We start from the raw sequence: 15,343 nt of genomic DNA, 5'->3' as shown, positions 1-15,343 counted from the left end.
AGCCGTGTCGCCTGACGAGGACCGGGACCTGGCCCCGTACACCGGCTGGACCAGGGCGCACTGGACCGCGCTCGCCGACCGGATGCTCGCCGCCACCCAGCCGTACGCCTCCCCGGCGGGAGCCCGGATCGACCTGCCCGGTCCCGCGAGCGCGAACGGCGCGGTCTCCGACGGCCTGGAGGGCTTCGCCCGCACCTTCCTGCTCGCCGGCTTCCGCGTCGCGGGGGAGCGGGGCGCGGACCCCGGCGGGCTGCTGGAGCGGTACGCGCGCGGCCTGGCGGCGGGCACCGACCCGCGTTCGCCCGAGGCCTGGCCCCGCCCCGACCAGCTCGGCCAGGCCAAGGTCGAGGCCGCCTCCATCGCCCTGGTCCTGCAGCTGACCAAGCCGTGGCTGTGGGACCGGCTCGACGACGGGGTGCGCGAGCGGGTCATCGACTGGCTGGGGACCGTCATCGGGCAGCCCTATCCGCCCATCAACTGGGTCTGGTTCAGGATCGTCGTCGAGTCGTTCCTGCGGGAGGCCGGCGGGCCGTGGTCGGCCGGCGACATCGAGGAGGACCTGGCCGTCCACGCCTCGCTGCGCCGGGCGGGCGGCTGGCTCAGCGACGGGCAGGAACGGGCCTTCGACCACTACACGGGCTGGGCGCTGCACCTGTACCCGCTGCTGTGGACCCGCCTGTTCGACGTCACCGGCACCCTGTGCCCGCCCGCACTCCGGGAGACCTGGGCCGCGGACCTCGCGCGCTACCTCGACGACGCGGTGCGCCTGGTCGGCGCGGACGGCTCCCCGCTGCTGCAAGGGCGCAGCCTCGCCTACCGCTTCGCCGCCGCCGCGCCCTTCTGGGTCGGCGCGGTCACCGGGGCGGGCGGGCAACCGGCAGGGCTGGTACGCCGGGTGACCAGCGGCATCGTCCGGCACTTCGCCGACCGGGGAGTCCCGGACGGGGACGGACTGCTGGGCCTCGGCTGGTACGCCGCCTGGCCGATGATGCGGCAGTCCTACTCCGGGCCCGGCTCGCCGTACTGGGCGGTCAAGGGCATGCTCGGCCTGATGCTCCCCGAGGACCACCCGGTGTGGACGGAACCGGAACTCCCGCTGCCGGTGGAGACCGGGGACGTCGCACGGATCGTCGAGGCCCCCGGCTGGCTGGTCTCCGCGCGCCGCCGCGATGGCATCGCGGTGGTGCTCAACCACGGCACCGACCACGCACGCCCCGGCGACACCAGCGCGGACTCACCCCTGTACGCGCGGCTCGGCTACTCCACCGCCACCGTGCCCCCGCTGACCGCCGGGGCGGCGGCCGATCCGGTCGACAACGCGGTCGTACTGCTCGACGACGCCGGCCGGGCCAGCCACCGCACCGGGTTCGAGACCCTGTTCGCCCGCGAGCTTCCCGGCGGGGTGCTCGCCGCCGCGTCCCGGGGGCCGGTGCGCTGGGTCGACAGCAGCGCCGACGACTCGCCCGACCACGGCTCCGGCCGGACCGGGCCGACGACGCCGGGGCCCGTGATCACCGTGGCCTCGGTGCTGCGCGCGGGGGTTGAGGTCCGGCTCGTCAGGGTGGACGCGCCGGAGTCGGGGTCCGGGCCGGGGTCCGAGTCGGGGGCGGGCCGGGCCTGGGACCGGGTGCGGATGGGCGGTTGGCCGGTCGCGGCCGACACCCCGCCCGAGACCCGGGTGGGCACCGGCCCCGCGGGCGACGGGCCGTACGCGGAAGCGCTGTACGCCGAAGCGGGCACCGCGTCCCCGCGCTCGTCCCCGCGTTCGCCGCTGCGTTCGTCGATGCGCGGGCTGCGGGGTCTGCACCGCGGCGGAGTCGCCACCGGGAAGGACGACAGCCCGCTGGGCGCCCGGACCGCGACGCCGTGGCTGGCCACGGACGGTGTGCCGTACGGCGAAGTGCTCGCGGCCGTGGTCACCCTCGACGGTGGCGGCCACGGCGGTGGCGGCCACGGCGGCCCGGACGGTCCCGATCCCGCCGTCTCCGTCCACCCGGGGCCCGGCGGTGGCCACCGCGCCCGGCTGACCTGGCCGGACGGCCTCACCACCGAGGTCGAGCTGCCCTCCGGCCGCACCGTCACAGGGCCCGCGCCCGCTTGACCGACGAGTCGCGGAGGATCAGCTCCGGCAGGATGGCGACGCGCTGCGCCGGGCGGCGCTTGCCCTCCATGAGCCTGGACACCATCATCTCGACCGCGACCCGGCCGACGCGGGCCTTGGGCGGGCGGACGGCCGTCATCGCCGGCTCCGCGAGATGGGCCACCTCGTCGTCGTAGCTGACCAGAGCCATGTCGTCGGGGATGGAGAGCCCCCGCTCGGCGAGGTACTGGGCGACCGACATCGCGTCCGGGTCGCTGTGCACGATCAGCGCGGTGATCCGGGACGCTCGGCACCGGTCCAGGATGCCCTTGATGATCTGCCGGTGGCCCGGCTGGTCGAGGGCCACGCTTTCGCGGACCACCAACTCGCTGGGCAGATCGAGCTCCGTGCACGCCTTCAGCCAGCCCTGGGCGAGGTGGGTCGAGTGCGGGCTGCCCTTGGACAGCACCAGACCGATCCGGCGGTGGCCGTGCTCGTGGAGGTGGCGTACGGCCATCTCCATGCCGAGCGCGTGGTCGCTGCGCACCCACTCCAGCTGGCGCGGGGTCGGTGCCCACTGCGAGGTCTGCCGCTCCACGAGGATGGTCGGCACCGGCAGGTTGGCGATCCATTCGATCATCTCGTCGACGCCGTTGCCCTCGAGGTTGGGTGCCAGCAGCAGTCCTTGGACCTGCTTGGCCTCGATCAGCCGGCTGATCTGGCGGCGGTCCTCGGCCTGGTCGTACGTCGACCCGCGCAGCTGGAGCTGGACGCCGAGCCCGGCGGCCGCTGTGCGCGCGCCGCTGACGATCGACGGCCAGTAGAAGTCCAGGGAGGGCACGACCATGCCGATCGTGAAGGGCACGGGCGTGGGGCGGGGCCGGCGGACCGGGGCCTGGTCGAGCTCGGTCGGCAGGGTGGCGCCGCCGTGCACCTTGGTGAGCAGACCGCGGGCGGCCAGGGCGGTGATGTCGCGCCGTACGGTCAGTTCGCTGACGTCGAGCAGCCGGGCGAGGTCACGGACCCGCACGGTGCCGTGCCGGCGCAACTCGTCCATCAGCCGTTCCCTGCGCTGAAGGGCGAAAGGTCGGTCTGCGCTCATCGGGCCCCCTTGGTCGACGGCCTGATGGCCTGTTCGAGTCTGAACGAATTGCTTCGATTGTGTTCGCTCTATGGCGAGCGTGTGCTGCTGACCACTATCCCTGTTCCAACGTGTTCGACAAGTTCCCCTGTGTTCCACGCAACACGGTATTTAGCGGGAAATAACGACCTCGCGTCAGATGGCAACGGTGCCGGTCCCCCGCCGGCCTAGGGAAGGACTCGACGCCCGTGCAGGCGAAACCCCAAGCGCTGGTCGTCATGGACAGGCAGAGCTTCGACGCGCACTTCGACTCCGCCCGGCTCGCGCGTCTGGCGGAGCTGGTGACCCTGGGCGACCCGGTCTGGGCCGACGACCTCGACGATCCGGCGGTGCGGGCGCGCCTGGCGGAGGTGGAGGTCATGCTCACGTCCTGGGGCGCGCCCAAGCTGACGCCGGAGCGGGTCGCCGCGGCCCCCGCGCTGCGGGCGGTGCTGCACTGCGCCGGCAGTGTGCGGGGCCTGGTGGGTGAGGAGGTGTGGCGCCGCGGAATCCGGGTGACCAGCGGCGCGGACTCCAACGCGATCCCCGTCGCTGAGTACACCCTGGCGGCCATCATCTTCGCCGGCAAGAAGGCCCCGTTCCTGGCCGCCGACGAGGAACGCGCCTACCAGGGCTGGGGCACGGTGACGGGGTACGGCGACCTGTCCAACTTCGGCCGGACGGTGGGGATCGTCGGCTTCTCGCGGATCGGCCGCAGGGTGGTCGATCTGCTCAAGATCCTCGGGGACACCACCTGCCTGGTCGCGGACCCGTATGCGGACGCGGAGGAGGTGAAGCGCGCCGGCGCCACGCTGGTCCCGCTGGAGGAACTGCTTCCGCGCGTCGATGTGCTGTCGCTGCACGCTCCCGAGCTGCGCGAGACCCGCCATCTGATCGGCGCCGACCAGCTCGGTCTGCTCCGCGATCACGCGACCGTGATCAACACGGCGCGCGGCAGCCTCATCGACTCCGACGCGCTCGCCGCCGAATGCGCCTCCGGCCGCCTCTTCGCCATCCTCGACGTCACCGACCCCGAGCCCCTGCCCGTCGACTCGCCACTGAGACACCAGGCCAGCGTGATGATCACCCCGCATATCGCGGGCTCGCTCGGCACGGAGATCGGGCGCCTCACCGACCACGCCATGGACGAGCTGGCCCGGTGGACCGCGCGCGAACCCCTGCAGTCCGAGATCACGGCGGAGGCGCTGGCGCTCGGCCTGAGCGCCTGAGTCCCGTCGCCCCGCTCGCCCCACCAGGACTCTTCGCATCACCACCCCCCCCGCGCCACGTACCCCCGCAACGCACCCCCCGCAACGCACCTCCCGCAACGCACCTCCCGCAACACATCCCTCATCACAAGGAGCCGCTCCCGTGATACGCACCCTCAAAGGTCCCGTCAGAGGCCTGACCGCGGCCGTCGCGCTGTCCCTGCTCACCGTCGGCTGCGGCAGCGACGAAGGCAGCGGCAAGACTGCCGACGGCAAGACCATCGTCAAGGTCGCGGTGTGGGACTACGAGAAGACCCCCGAGTTCAAGGCGCTGATCGACGGATTCGAGGCCGAGAACAAGGACATCGACGTGCAGCCGGTCGACATCCTCTCCGCTGACTACTCCAACAAGGTCACCACCATGCTCTCCGGCGGTGACAACACCGACGTGCTGACCATGAAGAACGTCACCGACTACGCCCGCTACGGCACCCGCGGCCAGCTCCAGTCGCTCACCACCGACGTCAACAAGCTGGACAAGGCCAAGTACTCGGGCCTCGACGCCTTCGACCTCAAGGGCGACTACTACGCCGTGCCGTACCGGCAGGACTTCTGGGTGCTCTTCTACAACAAGGACCTCCTCAAGAAGAGCGACGCGGACCTGTCCAAACTCACCTGGTCCGACTACGCCGAGCTGGCCAAGAAGCTCACCACCGGTTCGGGCTCGTCCAAGGTCTACGGCACCTACCACCAGACCTGGCGCTCGGTGGTGCAGGCGATCGCCGCCGCGCAGACCGGCGGGGACCAGCTGAGCGGCGACTACGGGTTCTTCAAGAAGCAGTACGAGATGGCCCTGGACCTGCAGAAGGCCGGAGCCGTGATGCCGTTCGCCACGGCCAAGACCCAGCAGACCACCTACGACGCGATGTTCTCCACCCGTAAGACCGAGATGGTGCCGATGGGCACCTGGCTCGCGGCCCGTCTGCTGCAGCTGAAGGCCGAGGGCAAGAACGACGTCGACTGGGGCATGGCACCGCTGCCGCAGACCAGTGCGAACGGCAAGACGGTCACCTTCGGCTCCCCGACCGCGTTCGCCGTGAACAAGAAGGCCAGGAACTCCGAGGCGGCCAAGAAGTTCGTGCTGTGGGCTTCCGGCCCGAAGGGAGCGGCCGCGATCGCCAAGGTCGGCGTCGTGCCGTCCTACACGGATGACGCGGTGATGAAGAACTTCTTCGGCGTCAAGGGCATGCCGAACGACGATCTGTCCAAGAAGGCCATGAGCCCGGACACCGTCAAGCTGGAGATGCCGGTCAGCCCGAAGTCCTCCGACATCGACCAGATCCTCAAGGAGGAGCACGAGCTGGTGATGTCCGGTGAGAAGTCCGTCGACAAGGGCATCCAGGAGATGGAATCCCGTGTGAAGTCCGAAGTCGAATGAGCGAGATCTCCGGCGCCACGGCCCTCGACAAGGCCCTCGACAAGACCTCCGGAGCAACGGCCCTCGGCCGGGCCTCCGGGGGTACGGGCCGCGGCAAGACCTCCCACACCGCGGCCCTCAAGCGGCGCCGCCGGCGCAACGCGCTGGTGGGCTGGACCTTCATCCTGCCGAACCTGCTGGGCTTCGCCGCCCTGACCCTGGTCCCGGTGGTCGCCACACTGCTGCTGTCGTTCACCGACTGGAACTCGTACAACACGCCCCAGTGGATCGGGTTCGACAACTTCCGCCGGATGTGGGACAACGACAACTTCTGGACGGCCCTGACCAACACCTCCTGGTACGCGGCCGGGCACATCCCGCTCACCATGGCGGCCTCCCTGGGCCTTGCGGTGCTGCTCAACCAGAAGCTGCGCGGTGTCGCCTTCTTCCGCACGGCCTTCTTCTTCCCCTACATCACCTCGCTCGTCGCGGTGGCCGTGGTGTGGAACATGCTGTTCAGCCCGGACGCCGGTCCGGTGAACCAGCTGCTGAAGGCCGTGGGGATGGCCCATCCGCCGGGGTGGACCACCGACACCGACTGGGCGCTGCCCGCGGTGATCATCACCAGTGTGTGGCGGGACATGGGCTACTACATGGTGCTGTACCTGGCGGGGCTCCAGGCCATTCCGGCGGAGCTGTACGAGGCCGCCAGGGTGGACGGGGCCGGGGCGTGGAAGCGGTTCTGGCACGTCACGGTGCCGTCCCTGCGGCCGACGACCTTCTTCGTGCTGGTCATGCTGACGGTCTCCAGCTTCAAGGTCTTCGACCTCGTCCAGGTCATGACCGAGGGCGGCCCCGGCCGCTCGACGCTGGTGCTGTCACAGCTCATCTTCAGGGAGGGCATCACCCAGGGCCGGTTCGGCTACTCCTCGGCCATCTCCCTGGTGTTGTTCGTCATCGTCCTGATCATCACGGTGACCCAGTTCCGATTCCAGCGGAGGAACGAGCGATGAAGACGACGACCGTGCTGCCGAAGGGCAGCTCGACGGCCGAGTCGTCGCGATCGAGCGGCCGCGCCACCGCTCCCGCCGGGCCCCGTCGCCGGGGCCCGGCGGGGCCGGGCGGGCCGGGGCGGATCGTCGGCCGGGCCCTGCTGTACGTGGTGCTGACGGTGCTGTCGGCCGCGGTCCTGGTGCCGTTCGTATGGATGCTGGTGTCCTCGCTGAAGCAGGACACCGAGGTCTTCACGGTCCCGATCCAGTGGATTCCGAAGTCCTTCCGCTGGGAGAACTTCTCCGACATCTGGACCGCGATCCCGCTGTGGACCTACATGGGGAACTCGCTGTTCCTCAGCGTCGTCATCACCGCACTTCAGGTCCTGACCGGGAGCTTCGCCGCCTACGGCTTCGCCAAGATGCGGTTCCCCGGGCGCGACGCCGTCTTTCTCGCCTACATCGCCACCATCGCGGTGCCGTGGCAGGCGTACATGGTGCCGCAGTACATCATGATGCAGAAGCTGGGCCTGGTGAACACGCACCTGTCGCTGATCCTGCTGCAGGCGTTCGGCGCGTTCGGTGTCTTCCTGATGCGCCAGTTCTACCTGACCATCCCGGACGAGCTCAGCGAGGCCGCCCGGCTGGACGGGCTGACCGAGTACGGCATCTGGGCGCGGATCGTGCTGCCGCTGTCGAAGCCCGCACTGGCCAGCCTGGCCCTGCTGACCTTCGTCAACACCTGGAACGACTACATGGGTCCGTTCATCTATCTGACGGACAACAACCTGTGGACCGTACAGCTCGGCCTGCGGTCGTTCGTGGGCATGTACAGCTCCCAGTACGCGATGATCATGACCGGCTCGGTGCTGTCCGTGCTGCCGATCCTGGTGGTCTTCCTGCTCGGTCAGCGGTACTTCGTCCAGGGCATCTCCACCAGCGGGATGAAGTGAGGTGACGGCGATGAGTACACCGGGCACACCGAGCACACCGGTGAGCGGCCGCAGGCTCCGGCTGAACGTCGGCCACGACTCATGGGACCTCATCTGGTCCCATGTCCACCGGGTCCTGGTGGTCAACCTCGGAGTGGCGGTCACCAACCTGCCGCTGCTGCTGGCCCTGGCCGCCGAGCACCAGCCCTGGCGGTACCCGGTCTTCTTCGGCCTGCTGTCGCTCGGGGCCGGCCCCTCCCTCGCCGCGGTGTTCGCCTACCTGGGGCGCACCGCCGACGACGAGCGGGCGCCGGTGGCCGACCTGTTCCGCGGCTACCGGCGCCTGTTCACCCGGGCGCTCCTCGGCTGGACCCCCTTCGTCCTGCTGGTCGCCGTGGCGGCCGCCGACCTGGCCGCCCTCTGGGGCTCCTCACTCGGGCCGGCTCTCGCGCCGCTGCTGCTCGTGGTGATCGTCCTCGCCCTGAGCTCCGGAGTCGTCGCCATGGCCGGCCTGGCCGAGGACCCCCGCGCCGTGCGGCACACCCTCCTGGCGGCCTGCTACGCCTCGGTGCGCCGCTGGCCGCTCGCGCTGCTGAACCTCGCCCTGCTGGCCGTCTCCCTGGCACTGGTCAACCAGGCCCCGCTGCTGGGCCTTGCCGTGGTGCCAGGCTGCGCGCTGTTCGTCGTATGGCGCGACTGCGGCGCCATGCTGGAGTCGGTGCCCGGCGCGGGCGCGCAGCCGGACGACGCGGCACACCTCGCCGAGCAGGCCTTCGCTAGCACTCGATGACGTTCACCGCGAGCCCGCCCTGCCTCGCGCCACGGGACGGCGATGCGGTTGATCCGCGACGGCGACCTGGACGGCTTGGGCATCACTCGGCCAGGTCGCCCATCCACACCCTCCGGCCCATTTCGTCCAGCTCCGCCTTCCACCGGGCGCACTCGGGCATCGCCCGGCGCAGCAGCCGCCAGTATTCCGGCCCATGCCCCGCGATCCGGGCGTGCGCCAGCTCGTGTGCGATCACGTAGTCGACGAGATGGAAGGGAAGCTGGAAAGTGGCCCAGTGAAGCGCGACGCGGCCGTCCGTGCCACGGCCGGATCGGTAGGTGCCCCAGCGGCGCCCCACATCCCGCACCTCGACATGGGGCTCGCGCACATCCATACGGGCCGCCCACGGCTGAAGCCGTCCCTGAACCCAGCGCAGACCGGCCCTGGTGTACCAGTCGGCGATCGCCCGCCTGGCCCGCCGGGGGTCGGTGGCGTCGGACTGGTCCATGCGCAGCCGCCCGGCGACGAGCCGTACGGGCGCTCCCGGCTCGTCCACGACGAGCAGCCGGTAGTCCCGGCCGAGATAACGGTGGATCTCCCCGTCGGCCAGCTTCCGGGTGGGATGCAGCGGCTGCCGTTCCTCGCGCAAGCGCAGTTTGCTGTCGATCCAGCCCCGGTTGCCGCGGACGAATTCCTGGGCCCGCTCCGGCGCGCACTCCTGCGGAACCCGCAGGGTCAGCGACCCGTCCCGCTCCACGGTCAGTCCGAGGCGGGAGCGGCGCGCGCTGACGCGTATCTCCAGCGCCAAACCGTCCACCGACAGCGTCTGCCCGTCGGTGAGGCAGGCGCTGTCAGTGAGAGAGGAGGACCTTGCGTCGGGCACGGCCGCCTATTCTGCCCGACCCTCCGCGCGAAAGATCTCCAGGTGGTCCTGTGCAAAGCCCGCCAGTGAGTTCGACAGATCGCGCAGCGGCCCGATCCCCCCTTGCCGGGGTTTGAGACCTGCGCGGCGCAGCCGCTGCCAGAGGTGGCCCTGCAACTCCGTCACGTCCCGGTCGCTTCCCGTGTACGAGGCGAACCCCACCCGCTTGACGATCTCCGCGTACACCTCCTGGGTCAGCGTGCGCAGAAAGTCCGTATCCGGTACAGCGAAGGAGGGGTGCTCGGCGAGACGGTCGCCCAGCTGGGCGTAGAGCCGCTGCTCCATCGGCGACAGGTCGGCGACCTCCGAGTCGGGCTCCTCCGCCTTACGGGCCCGGTCGATCAGCGGGCCGACCTTCTCTTTGATCTTGTCCCAGCGGCCGTCGAACTCGCGCAGCACCTCCTCCAGCTCCTCCGACAGCTTCCGGTACACGGGCCGGTCGTCCCGCTGTGTGCGCTCCTCGAGGTGGTAGCGCAGCGCCTGCACCTGCTCAGCGGCGGACTCCCGGATATCCGGGATACGGTCCACGATCTCGTCGAAGTCGGTCGCGAGGATGGACACCGGAGCTATGGTCTGCTCGATCTCGGGCAGCTCCAGATGGTCGGCGATCAGCGCACGCACCTTGCGCCCGTAGCCACGAAGCGAGAAGTCGCCTCCCGGGGCGTCGCGGTAGTGCCGCCGTACGCGCTTTTGCAGCAGCGTCCAGACCTGCGCCTTCGGCACCTGCTTCAGCGCGTCCTCGTGCGGCAGGGCGCGGTCCAGTGCGCCCATGAACTTCTTCAGAAAGCGGTCGAAGGTGGCCCGCTGCTCCTCGTCGTGGAGGGTGAGCATGGCCTGAGAGATACGGCCGGGCGTGGAGAGGTCGTCGATGTCCAGCTCGTCCAGGAACACCTCGACCAGATCCGCCGCCTCCTCCAGAGCGGGCAGCTCGTCGGCCATGCTCGTCGCGCCGAGTGCCGGCGGCGCGCCCTGGTAGGCGGCGAGGGTGACGGCGAGGTTGTTCAGCACGCCGTAGTAGTCCACGACGCGCCCTTCGTCCTTGCCGGGGGCCGGACGGTTGACGCGGGCCACAGCTTGCAGCAGCTCCGCGTCCTGGATGGGCCGGTCCAGATACAGCACCTGCTCGATGGGCGCGTCGAAGCCGGTGAGCAGCATCGACTTCACGATCAGGAACGCGATCGGAAGCTTCTCCGGGGCGGCGTGCGCGAGCGGGGTGTGGCCGCTCCACGGATTGAGGCCGCCCGCCGGCACGAGGGCGGGATCGGGCTTCGGATCCTCGTGAATGGTCTCCCACGGGTTGTCGGGCGGCAGGTTGGGGAACGGCTCCAGGAACCTCTCGACGTGGTCGTCCTGCTTGTTCTTGTCCGTCCACTCCCGCCACAGGCCCGACTTCACCTCATCGCCCGCCGAGATCACCGGGACGAAGTCGATACGGCGCAGCAGATCCTGGTAGTGCCAGGCACGGAGCAGCAGCAACTCGTCCCGGGTGTACTCCGTGGGACTCTTCCCCCGCAGGGCCTCCCGGACCTCCGGGCCGAACTCGGTGCGAACCCGGGTGAGGAGCTCTGCGCGTACGTCACGCAGTGCGTGCCGGTAGAGCACAGCGGCCCGGCGGCTGACCGCGGCGACCTGGGCCTTGAAACCGAAGCCCATCGCGCCCAGCACATAGTGGTGGAGCATGTCCTTCGCCTTTGCCCGGATCATGGACGTGGACTCGGAGACGTCACGGGGGGTGGGCTTCGAGTTCTGACGGACCTTGTCCTGGGCGGTTTTCTCAAGGGAGGCGATCAGGTCCTCGAACGTGGCGTCCATCTTCTGCCCGTCACGGACGCGCGCCGGTCCGGTGCGTCCCTCGTACCGGATGGGCACGACGACCTGGTCCCGCTCTGCCTCGCGCATCCGGTACTCGTCGAGAAACCCTCCACCCGGCTCCAGACCGAAGATCCGACCCGTGTCGGTCAGCTTTCCCTTCATGATCGGTGTGCCGGTGAAGCCGATGCGGGCGGCGTTCGGCAGCGCGTCGCGCAGGCATGCGTGCAGCACCGAGGTGTGCGAGCGGTGCGCCTCGTCCACCAGCACCAGGACCCGGGTCGAGTCACTGCACTCCCGGAACTCGCGCCGCGCGGCACGCGTCGTCTCCTCATCCGGTGTCGGGTCCGCCACCTCCTCCGGGCTCGCGCCGGCGGCGACGCGGGCCCGGCCGCGTTCGAAGTCCTCCTCAAGCACCCGGCCGTCACCCCGCGAGTCACCGAGGCCGGGAATGCTTCCCAGGTACTTCTGGATCATCGCGAAGATCACCGCACGCCCGCCGTCCCGCCCCGCGCGCTCCAGCCGCCCCTCCAGGTCGGCCTGCGAGGTGGCCACGCCGATGTCGCTGCCGCTGACCCGGACCGCGGCCGACAGCTGGTCCTGGAGCTGGGTGCGGTCGGTGACGACGAGGAGGGTGAACCTGTTCAGCTCCGGATCGAGGCTCATGTGCAGCCGTCGTGAGAGGAACGCCATGGTCAGACTCTTGCCGGAGCCCTGGGTATGCCAGACGACGCCTCCGCGCTCGTCGTCCTCCGCGCCCGCGTCGAGCCGGGTCCTGCCGGTCCGCAACTTGTGGACCATCTTCTCCACGGCCCGGTACTGCTGGTGGCGGCAGACCGCCTTGACCGTCTTCGCGGGCTCGCCCTCCTTGACCTTGAGCGGGAGCTCGAAGACGTAGTGCCGGATGATGTTGAGCAGGTTCTCTGGCTTGAGCACGACGCCGATCAGCTTGTGCTGCTCGGTCAGCTCGGCCCCCGGCTCCAGCAGCCGCCGGCCGTCCGCCGTACGCCGCTCCTCCAGTTCACGCCGCAGCTCCCGAGCGTCGCGGTAGTCGGGCGTGACGCTGCGCCACGGCGCGTAGTGCGCCTCGTCGGAGGAGATCGTGCCGAGCGCGGCGGTGGTGCCGCAGGCGGCGATCAGCAGTTGGGCGGGCGCGAACAGCTCGGGGATGGCCCGGGGCTTGTCCCGGCCTTTCCGGCCGTCGTCGCTCAGCGGGTTTCCGGTGTACGCCCGCAGGTCCCGGACCGCCGAGCCGATGGGGTCCTTGATGTCGGGGCTCTTGCACTCGACGACGGCGACGGGGATGCCGTTGACGAAGAGGACGAGGTCGAGGACCTCCGGTTTCCCGTCCGCTGTGTGGACGCGGAGCTGGTCGACGACCAGGAATTCGTTGCGCTTGAGGTGTTCTGGGTCCTCGAAGTCCCAGTCGATGTAGTGGACCTTCTGATCGGTGCCCTTGTGGTGGATCTCGTGGCCCTTCACGAGAGTGCCGTGCAGGAGCAGATCGGTGGCCTGGCGGTTGGCGGCGAGCAACGGGCGCCCGGAGATGTTCCTGGCCGCCTGTCGCAGGTTCTCCTCGGCCCGGCGAGCCTGTGCGTCCCCCACCCAAGCGGCGTCGGTCTCCGCGAGGCGGTTGAGGCGGCGGAGGGCGGCATCCAGACGGCGAGGGAGGAACACGTCCTCGTACGAGCGGTCCTTGGAGGAGAGGTCGGGACCGTGGATGTGGGTCCACCCCATCGAGACGAGCTGGTCGATGAACGGCCGCTCGACCTCGTCCCGTTCGGTCTCTCTCCGTACCATGCGCCCGCGCCCCTTCGCCCGTCCGGCTGTGCCTGCCCGTGCTCGCTTGTGCCGCTACTCCATTGTGCGGCAGGGGGGTTGGGCTACGAGGGGAGGGAGGGGCGGCGTCGAGTCCGGTGCCTGTGTTTGCGGTGAGTATGGGACAACGACACGCCGTCGCCTCGGCGTGTCGTTGTCCCATACTCACCGCAAATCGTGGAGAGGGGCGTCGGTACGGGCGTCAGGTGGCCCGTTCCTCGGCGACGGGGCTACGGAGGGTGGAGGCATCGGCCAGCCACTCGACCCCGCCGCGCGCCGGCCGGAGGAAGGCGACACGGCTGCCGGTCATCCTGTGGTCGAAGCACAATTCGGCGGCGCTGTACACCGCTTGCACGACGCCAGTACGCCCGCTGGCGGGGTCGTACGCCACTTGGCCGAGGGCGGGCACGCGGCGGTCGGGGTGTGGGTGGGGGAGTCGGGGTCGGTTGTTCATGCGGTGCGCCCTTCGGACTGCCGGGGGATGTGGACGGCGTGGGTGGGGTGGCGGCGGCGCAGCACCTCGTAGTCGGTGGCTTTGCTGTAGTCCCCTGCCTGTTTGGCCTGTTCGCGCAGGGCTGCGTAGTGGCGGCAGGTGGGGCAGGTGTTGTTGCTCAACGGTCACTCTCTGGGGGGTGTGGGTGCGGCGTGGGTGCCTGGTGGCCGGGATATTCGTGCCGGTCGAGGTGGGCGCGGACTGCGGCGCTCAGCTGGTCGGCGAGTTGCCACAGCTCGTCGAGGGCGGTGGTGCTGGGTGACGGCTGGGTCTCCCGGTGTGTGGTGGGACGTGTTGACGTCTGCGCCGGCGTGACTGCGTTCATGACGGTGGCTGCTCCGTGTTCCGGGCCCTGATGTCCTGCGACGAGCCGCCGTGCGAGGTCTTCGGCAAGCGCTCCGCAGAAGAGTGCGTGCGGAGTCTCTGCTGCTGATGGCTGGGGTTGGGCTGTCGGAACCCAGCCGCGTCGGTGCGCCACTGCCTGCATCTCACGGGTCACTTGGTCCGTGACGCGGCGGAGGCCGTGGGGGGCTGTGGTCGTCGGTTCCGTGGGTTGCGTGGATTCGATGGGGTGTTCGGAGGGAAACACCATGGGGGGTTCTTTCTGACCTGGATGCTTCTTGCGAGGTTTAATCACTCTGTGTACTCCCAGCGTTGCGGTGAGGGACGGCGAGCAACAGGGGATTGAGCACACCAAGAGGCTTGGGGTGAGGGGAGAACCGCAGGTGAAAGAGGTCAAGGAAGGACAGGAGCCGTCGAGTGGGGCGGCCTTTTTCGGGGCCGAGGTGCGGATCTGGCGGCTACGGGCCGGGCTGAGTCAGCGGGAGTTGGGCTTGAAGGCCAACTACGGGCAGCAGTATGTGGCCAAGGTGGAGGCGGGTGAGCGGTTGGCGAGCCCTGAGTTCGCCGACGCGTGTGACCGGGTCTTCGGTACGCCGGGGACTTTCGCGCGACTCCGGAAGCGGGCCAGTCGGCATGGTTATCCGGAGTGGTTCGTGCCGTACGTGCAGTTGGAGCAGCAGGCGACGAGCATCCTGGACTACTCGGCGACGCTCATCATGGGGATGTTGCAGACGGAGGAATACGCGCGGGCGGTTTTCCGGGCCGTGCATCCCCGGGAGAGTGCGGACAAGATTGAGGCGATGATCGAGCGGCGGCTGCGGAGGCGGGAGGTCATGGAGAAGGACACGCCTCCGCTCCTGTGGTGTGTCCTTGACGAGTCCTGTCCGAGGCGCATGGTGGGTGGAGCGGGCGTGATGCGAGCGCAACTGGCGCATCTGGCCGAGGCAGCAGAATCACCGCACATCACCATCCAGATGTTGCCATTCTCGTCGGGAGCGCCAACGCGGCATATGCCGTTTACCCTGCTGAAGTTCGAAGACGAGCCCAGCCTTCTATACGTCGAGAATCCGGTCTCGGGACACGTGATCGACTCGCGGTCTGTCGTGGAGGGCAGCGAGGTGGCTTACGATCGGCTGCGAGCCGACGCGCTTTCCCCAGAGGCGTCAATTGCCATGATTCGTAATGTAATGGAGGAACTAACGGATGAGTAGCACACCTGACATCTCCTGCGCCGAATGGGTCAAGTCCAGTTACAGCGGTGGTAACGAAGGTCAGTGCGTGGAGTTCGCGCCCGGCATAGCCGCCACTGCCGGTGTCGTCCCTGTCAGAGATAGCAAGAACCCGGCAGGTCCGAGCCTTTTCTTCTCTCCGGAGGCGTGGGATTCGTTCACAGTTGCCGTGTGCAGCGGAGAGTGCCAGGCCGACTGAGTCTGAATATTTT

General features: G+C 69.5%; 13 protein-coding genes. 8 read left to right on the top strand and 5 right to left on the bottom strand.

Annotated elements, in window-relative coordinates:
• Positions 1–4 precede the first annotated feature (4 nt).
• Entirely contained in the window at positions 5–2,101 is a 2,097-nt protein-coding gene (locus ACFZDL_RS16345; protein WP_353593434.1) for a DUF2264 domain-containing protein, read from the top strand.
• Here ACFZDL_RS16345 and ACFZDL_RS16340 read toward each other — a convergent pair.
• Positions 2,079–3,182 carry a substrate-binding domain-containing protein gene (locus tag ACFZDL_RS16340; RefSeq protein ID WP_353593435.1) on the bottom strand — a complete coding sequence of 368 codons (1,104 nt, stop codon included), beginning with the start codon at positions 3,180–3,182 and terminating at the stop codon, positions 2,079–2,081. The genes ACFZDL_RS16345 and ACFZDL_RS16340 overlap by 23 nt on opposite strands.
• Before the next feature lie 227 nt (positions 3,183–3,409).
• Here ACFZDL_RS16340 and ACFZDL_RS16335 point away from each other — a divergent pair, with 227 nt between their 5' ends.
• From ACFZDL_RS16335 to ACFZDL_RS16315, 5 genes are all read left to right on the top strand, one after another.
• Positions 3,410–4,429 (top strand): hydroxyacid dehydrogenase, encoded by a 1,020-nt coding sequence (locus ACFZDL_RS16335; RefSeq protein ID WP_353593436.1) that lies wholly within the window; start codon positions 3,410–3,412, stop codon positions 4,427–4,429.
• A 142-nt stretch (positions 4,430–4,571) separates the two neighbouring features.
• On the top strand, positions 4,572–5,846 hold the full coding sequence (locus ACFZDL_RS16330) for an extracellular solute-binding protein (RefSeq protein ID WP_353593437.1): 1,275 nt from the start codon (positions 4,572–4,574) through the stop codon (positions 5,844–5,846).
• Positions 5,843–6,838 (top strand): sugar ABC transporter permease, encoded by a 996-nt coding sequence (locus ACFZDL_RS16325; RefSeq protein WP_353593438.1) that lies wholly within the window; start codon positions 5,843–5,845, stop codon positions 6,836–6,838. The genes ACFZDL_RS16330 and ACFZDL_RS16325 overlap by 4 nt, the downstream gene beginning before the upstream one ends.
• A complete protein-coding gene (locus tag ACFZDL_RS16320; RefSeq protein ID WP_353593439.1) occupies positions 6,835–7,770 on the top strand; it encodes a carbohydrate ABC transporter permease in 936 nt (311 codons plus the stop codon). The genes ACFZDL_RS16325 and ACFZDL_RS16320 overlap by 4 nt, the downstream gene beginning before the upstream one ends.
• 10 nt (positions 7,771–7,780) lie before the next feature.
• The gene (locus ACFZDL_RS16315) at positions 7,781–8,539 is read left to right on the top strand and encodes a DUF624 domain-containing protein (RefSeq protein WP_353593440.1); all 759 of its coding nucleotides are present in this window, start codon (positions 7,781–7,783) and stop codon (positions 8,537–8,539) included.
• Positions 8,540–8,621: 82 nt separating this feature from the next.
• Here ACFZDL_RS16315 and ACFZDL_RS16310 read toward each other — a convergent pair whose 3' ends face one another.
• From ACFZDL_RS16310 to ACFZDL_RS16295, 4 genes are all read right to left on the bottom strand, one after another.
• A complete protein-coding gene (locus ACFZDL_RS16310; RefSeq protein ID WP_353593441.1) occupies positions 8,622–9,401 on the bottom strand; it encodes a SprT family zinc-dependent metalloprotease in 780 nt (259 codons plus the stop codon).
• A gap of 6 nt (positions 9,402–9,407) precedes the next feature.
• Complete coding sequence (locus ACFZDL_RS16305) at positions 9,408–13,049, bottom strand: type I restriction endonuclease (protein WP_353593442.1); 3,642 nt, start codon at positions 13,047–13,049, stop codon at positions 9,408–9,410.
• Positions 13,050–13,269: 220 nt separating this feature from the next.
• Positions 13,270–13,521 (bottom strand): hypothetical protein, encoded by a 252-nt coding sequence (locus tag ACFZDL_RS16300; RefSeq protein WP_353593443.1) that lies wholly within the window; start codon positions 13,519–13,521, stop codon positions 13,270–13,272.
• Positions 13,518–13,682 (bottom strand): hypothetical protein, encoded by a 165-nt coding sequence (locus tag ACFZDL_RS16295; RefSeq protein ID WP_353593444.1) that lies wholly within the window; start codon positions 13,680–13,682, stop codon positions 13,518–13,520. Before ACFZDL_RS16295 ends, ACFZDL_RS16300 begins: the two co-directional genes overlap by 4 nt.
• A 603-nt stretch (positions 13,683–14,285) precedes the next feature.
• Here ACFZDL_RS16295 and ACFZDL_RS16290 point away from each other — a divergent pair.
• Both ACFZDL_RS16290 and ACFZDL_RS16285 read left to right on the top strand, forming a co-directional pair.
• Entirely contained in the window at positions 14,286–15,113 is an 828-nt protein-coding gene (locus ACFZDL_RS16290; protein WP_353593445.1) for a helix-turn-helix transcriptional regulator, read from the top strand.
• Positions 15,106–15,330, top strand: a complete 225-nt coding sequence (locus tag ACFZDL_RS16285) for a DUF397 domain-containing protein (protein WP_353593446.1) — start codon at positions 15,106–15,108, stop codon at positions 15,328–15,330. The genes ACFZDL_RS16290 and ACFZDL_RS16285 overlap by 8 nt, the downstream gene beginning before the upstream one ends.
• The last annotated feature ends 13 nt before the right edge of the window (positions 15,331–15,343 follow it).

The organism is Streptomyces sp. NPDC007917, assembly GCF_042959105.1.
GTDB lineage: Bacteria > Actinomycetota > Actinomycetes > Streptomycetales > Streptomycetaceae > Streptomyces.
Note: the sequence above shows the minus strand (reverse complement) of the source record. Positions and strands in the feature narration are given on the sequence as shown.

Excerpts from the sequence above, each read along its gene's own strand:
- ACFZDL_RS16340 (WP_353593435.1), bottom strand. The coding sequence starts at position 3,182 with ATGAGCGCAGACCGACCTTTCGCCCTTCAGCGCAGGGAACGGCTGATG.
- ACFZDL_RS16325 (WP_353593438.1), top strand. The coding sequence starts at position 5,843 with ATGAGCGAGATCTCCGGCGCCACGGCCCTCGACAAGGCCCTCGACAAG.
- ACFZDL_RS16320 (WP_353593439.1), top strand. The coding sequence starts at position 6,835 with ATGAAGACGACGACCGTGCTGCCGAAGGGCAGCTCGACGGCCGAGTCG.
- ACFZDL_RS16315 (WP_353593440.1), top strand. The coding sequence starts at position 7,781 with ATGAGTACACCGGGCACACCGAGCACACCGGTGAGCGGCCGCAGGCTC.
- ACFZDL_RS16305 (WP_353593442.1), bottom strand. The coding sequence starts at position 13,049 with ATGGTACGGAGAGAGACCGAACGGGACGAGGTCGAGCGGCCGTTCATC.
- ACFZDL_RS16300 (WP_353593443.1), bottom strand. The coding sequence starts at position 13,521 with ATGAACAACCGACCCCGACTCCCCCACCCACACCCCGACCGCCGCGTG.
- ACFZDL_RS16285 (WP_353593446.1), top strand. The coding sequence starts at position 15,106 with ATGAGTAGCACACCTGACATCTCCTGCGCCGAATGGGTCAAGTCCAGT.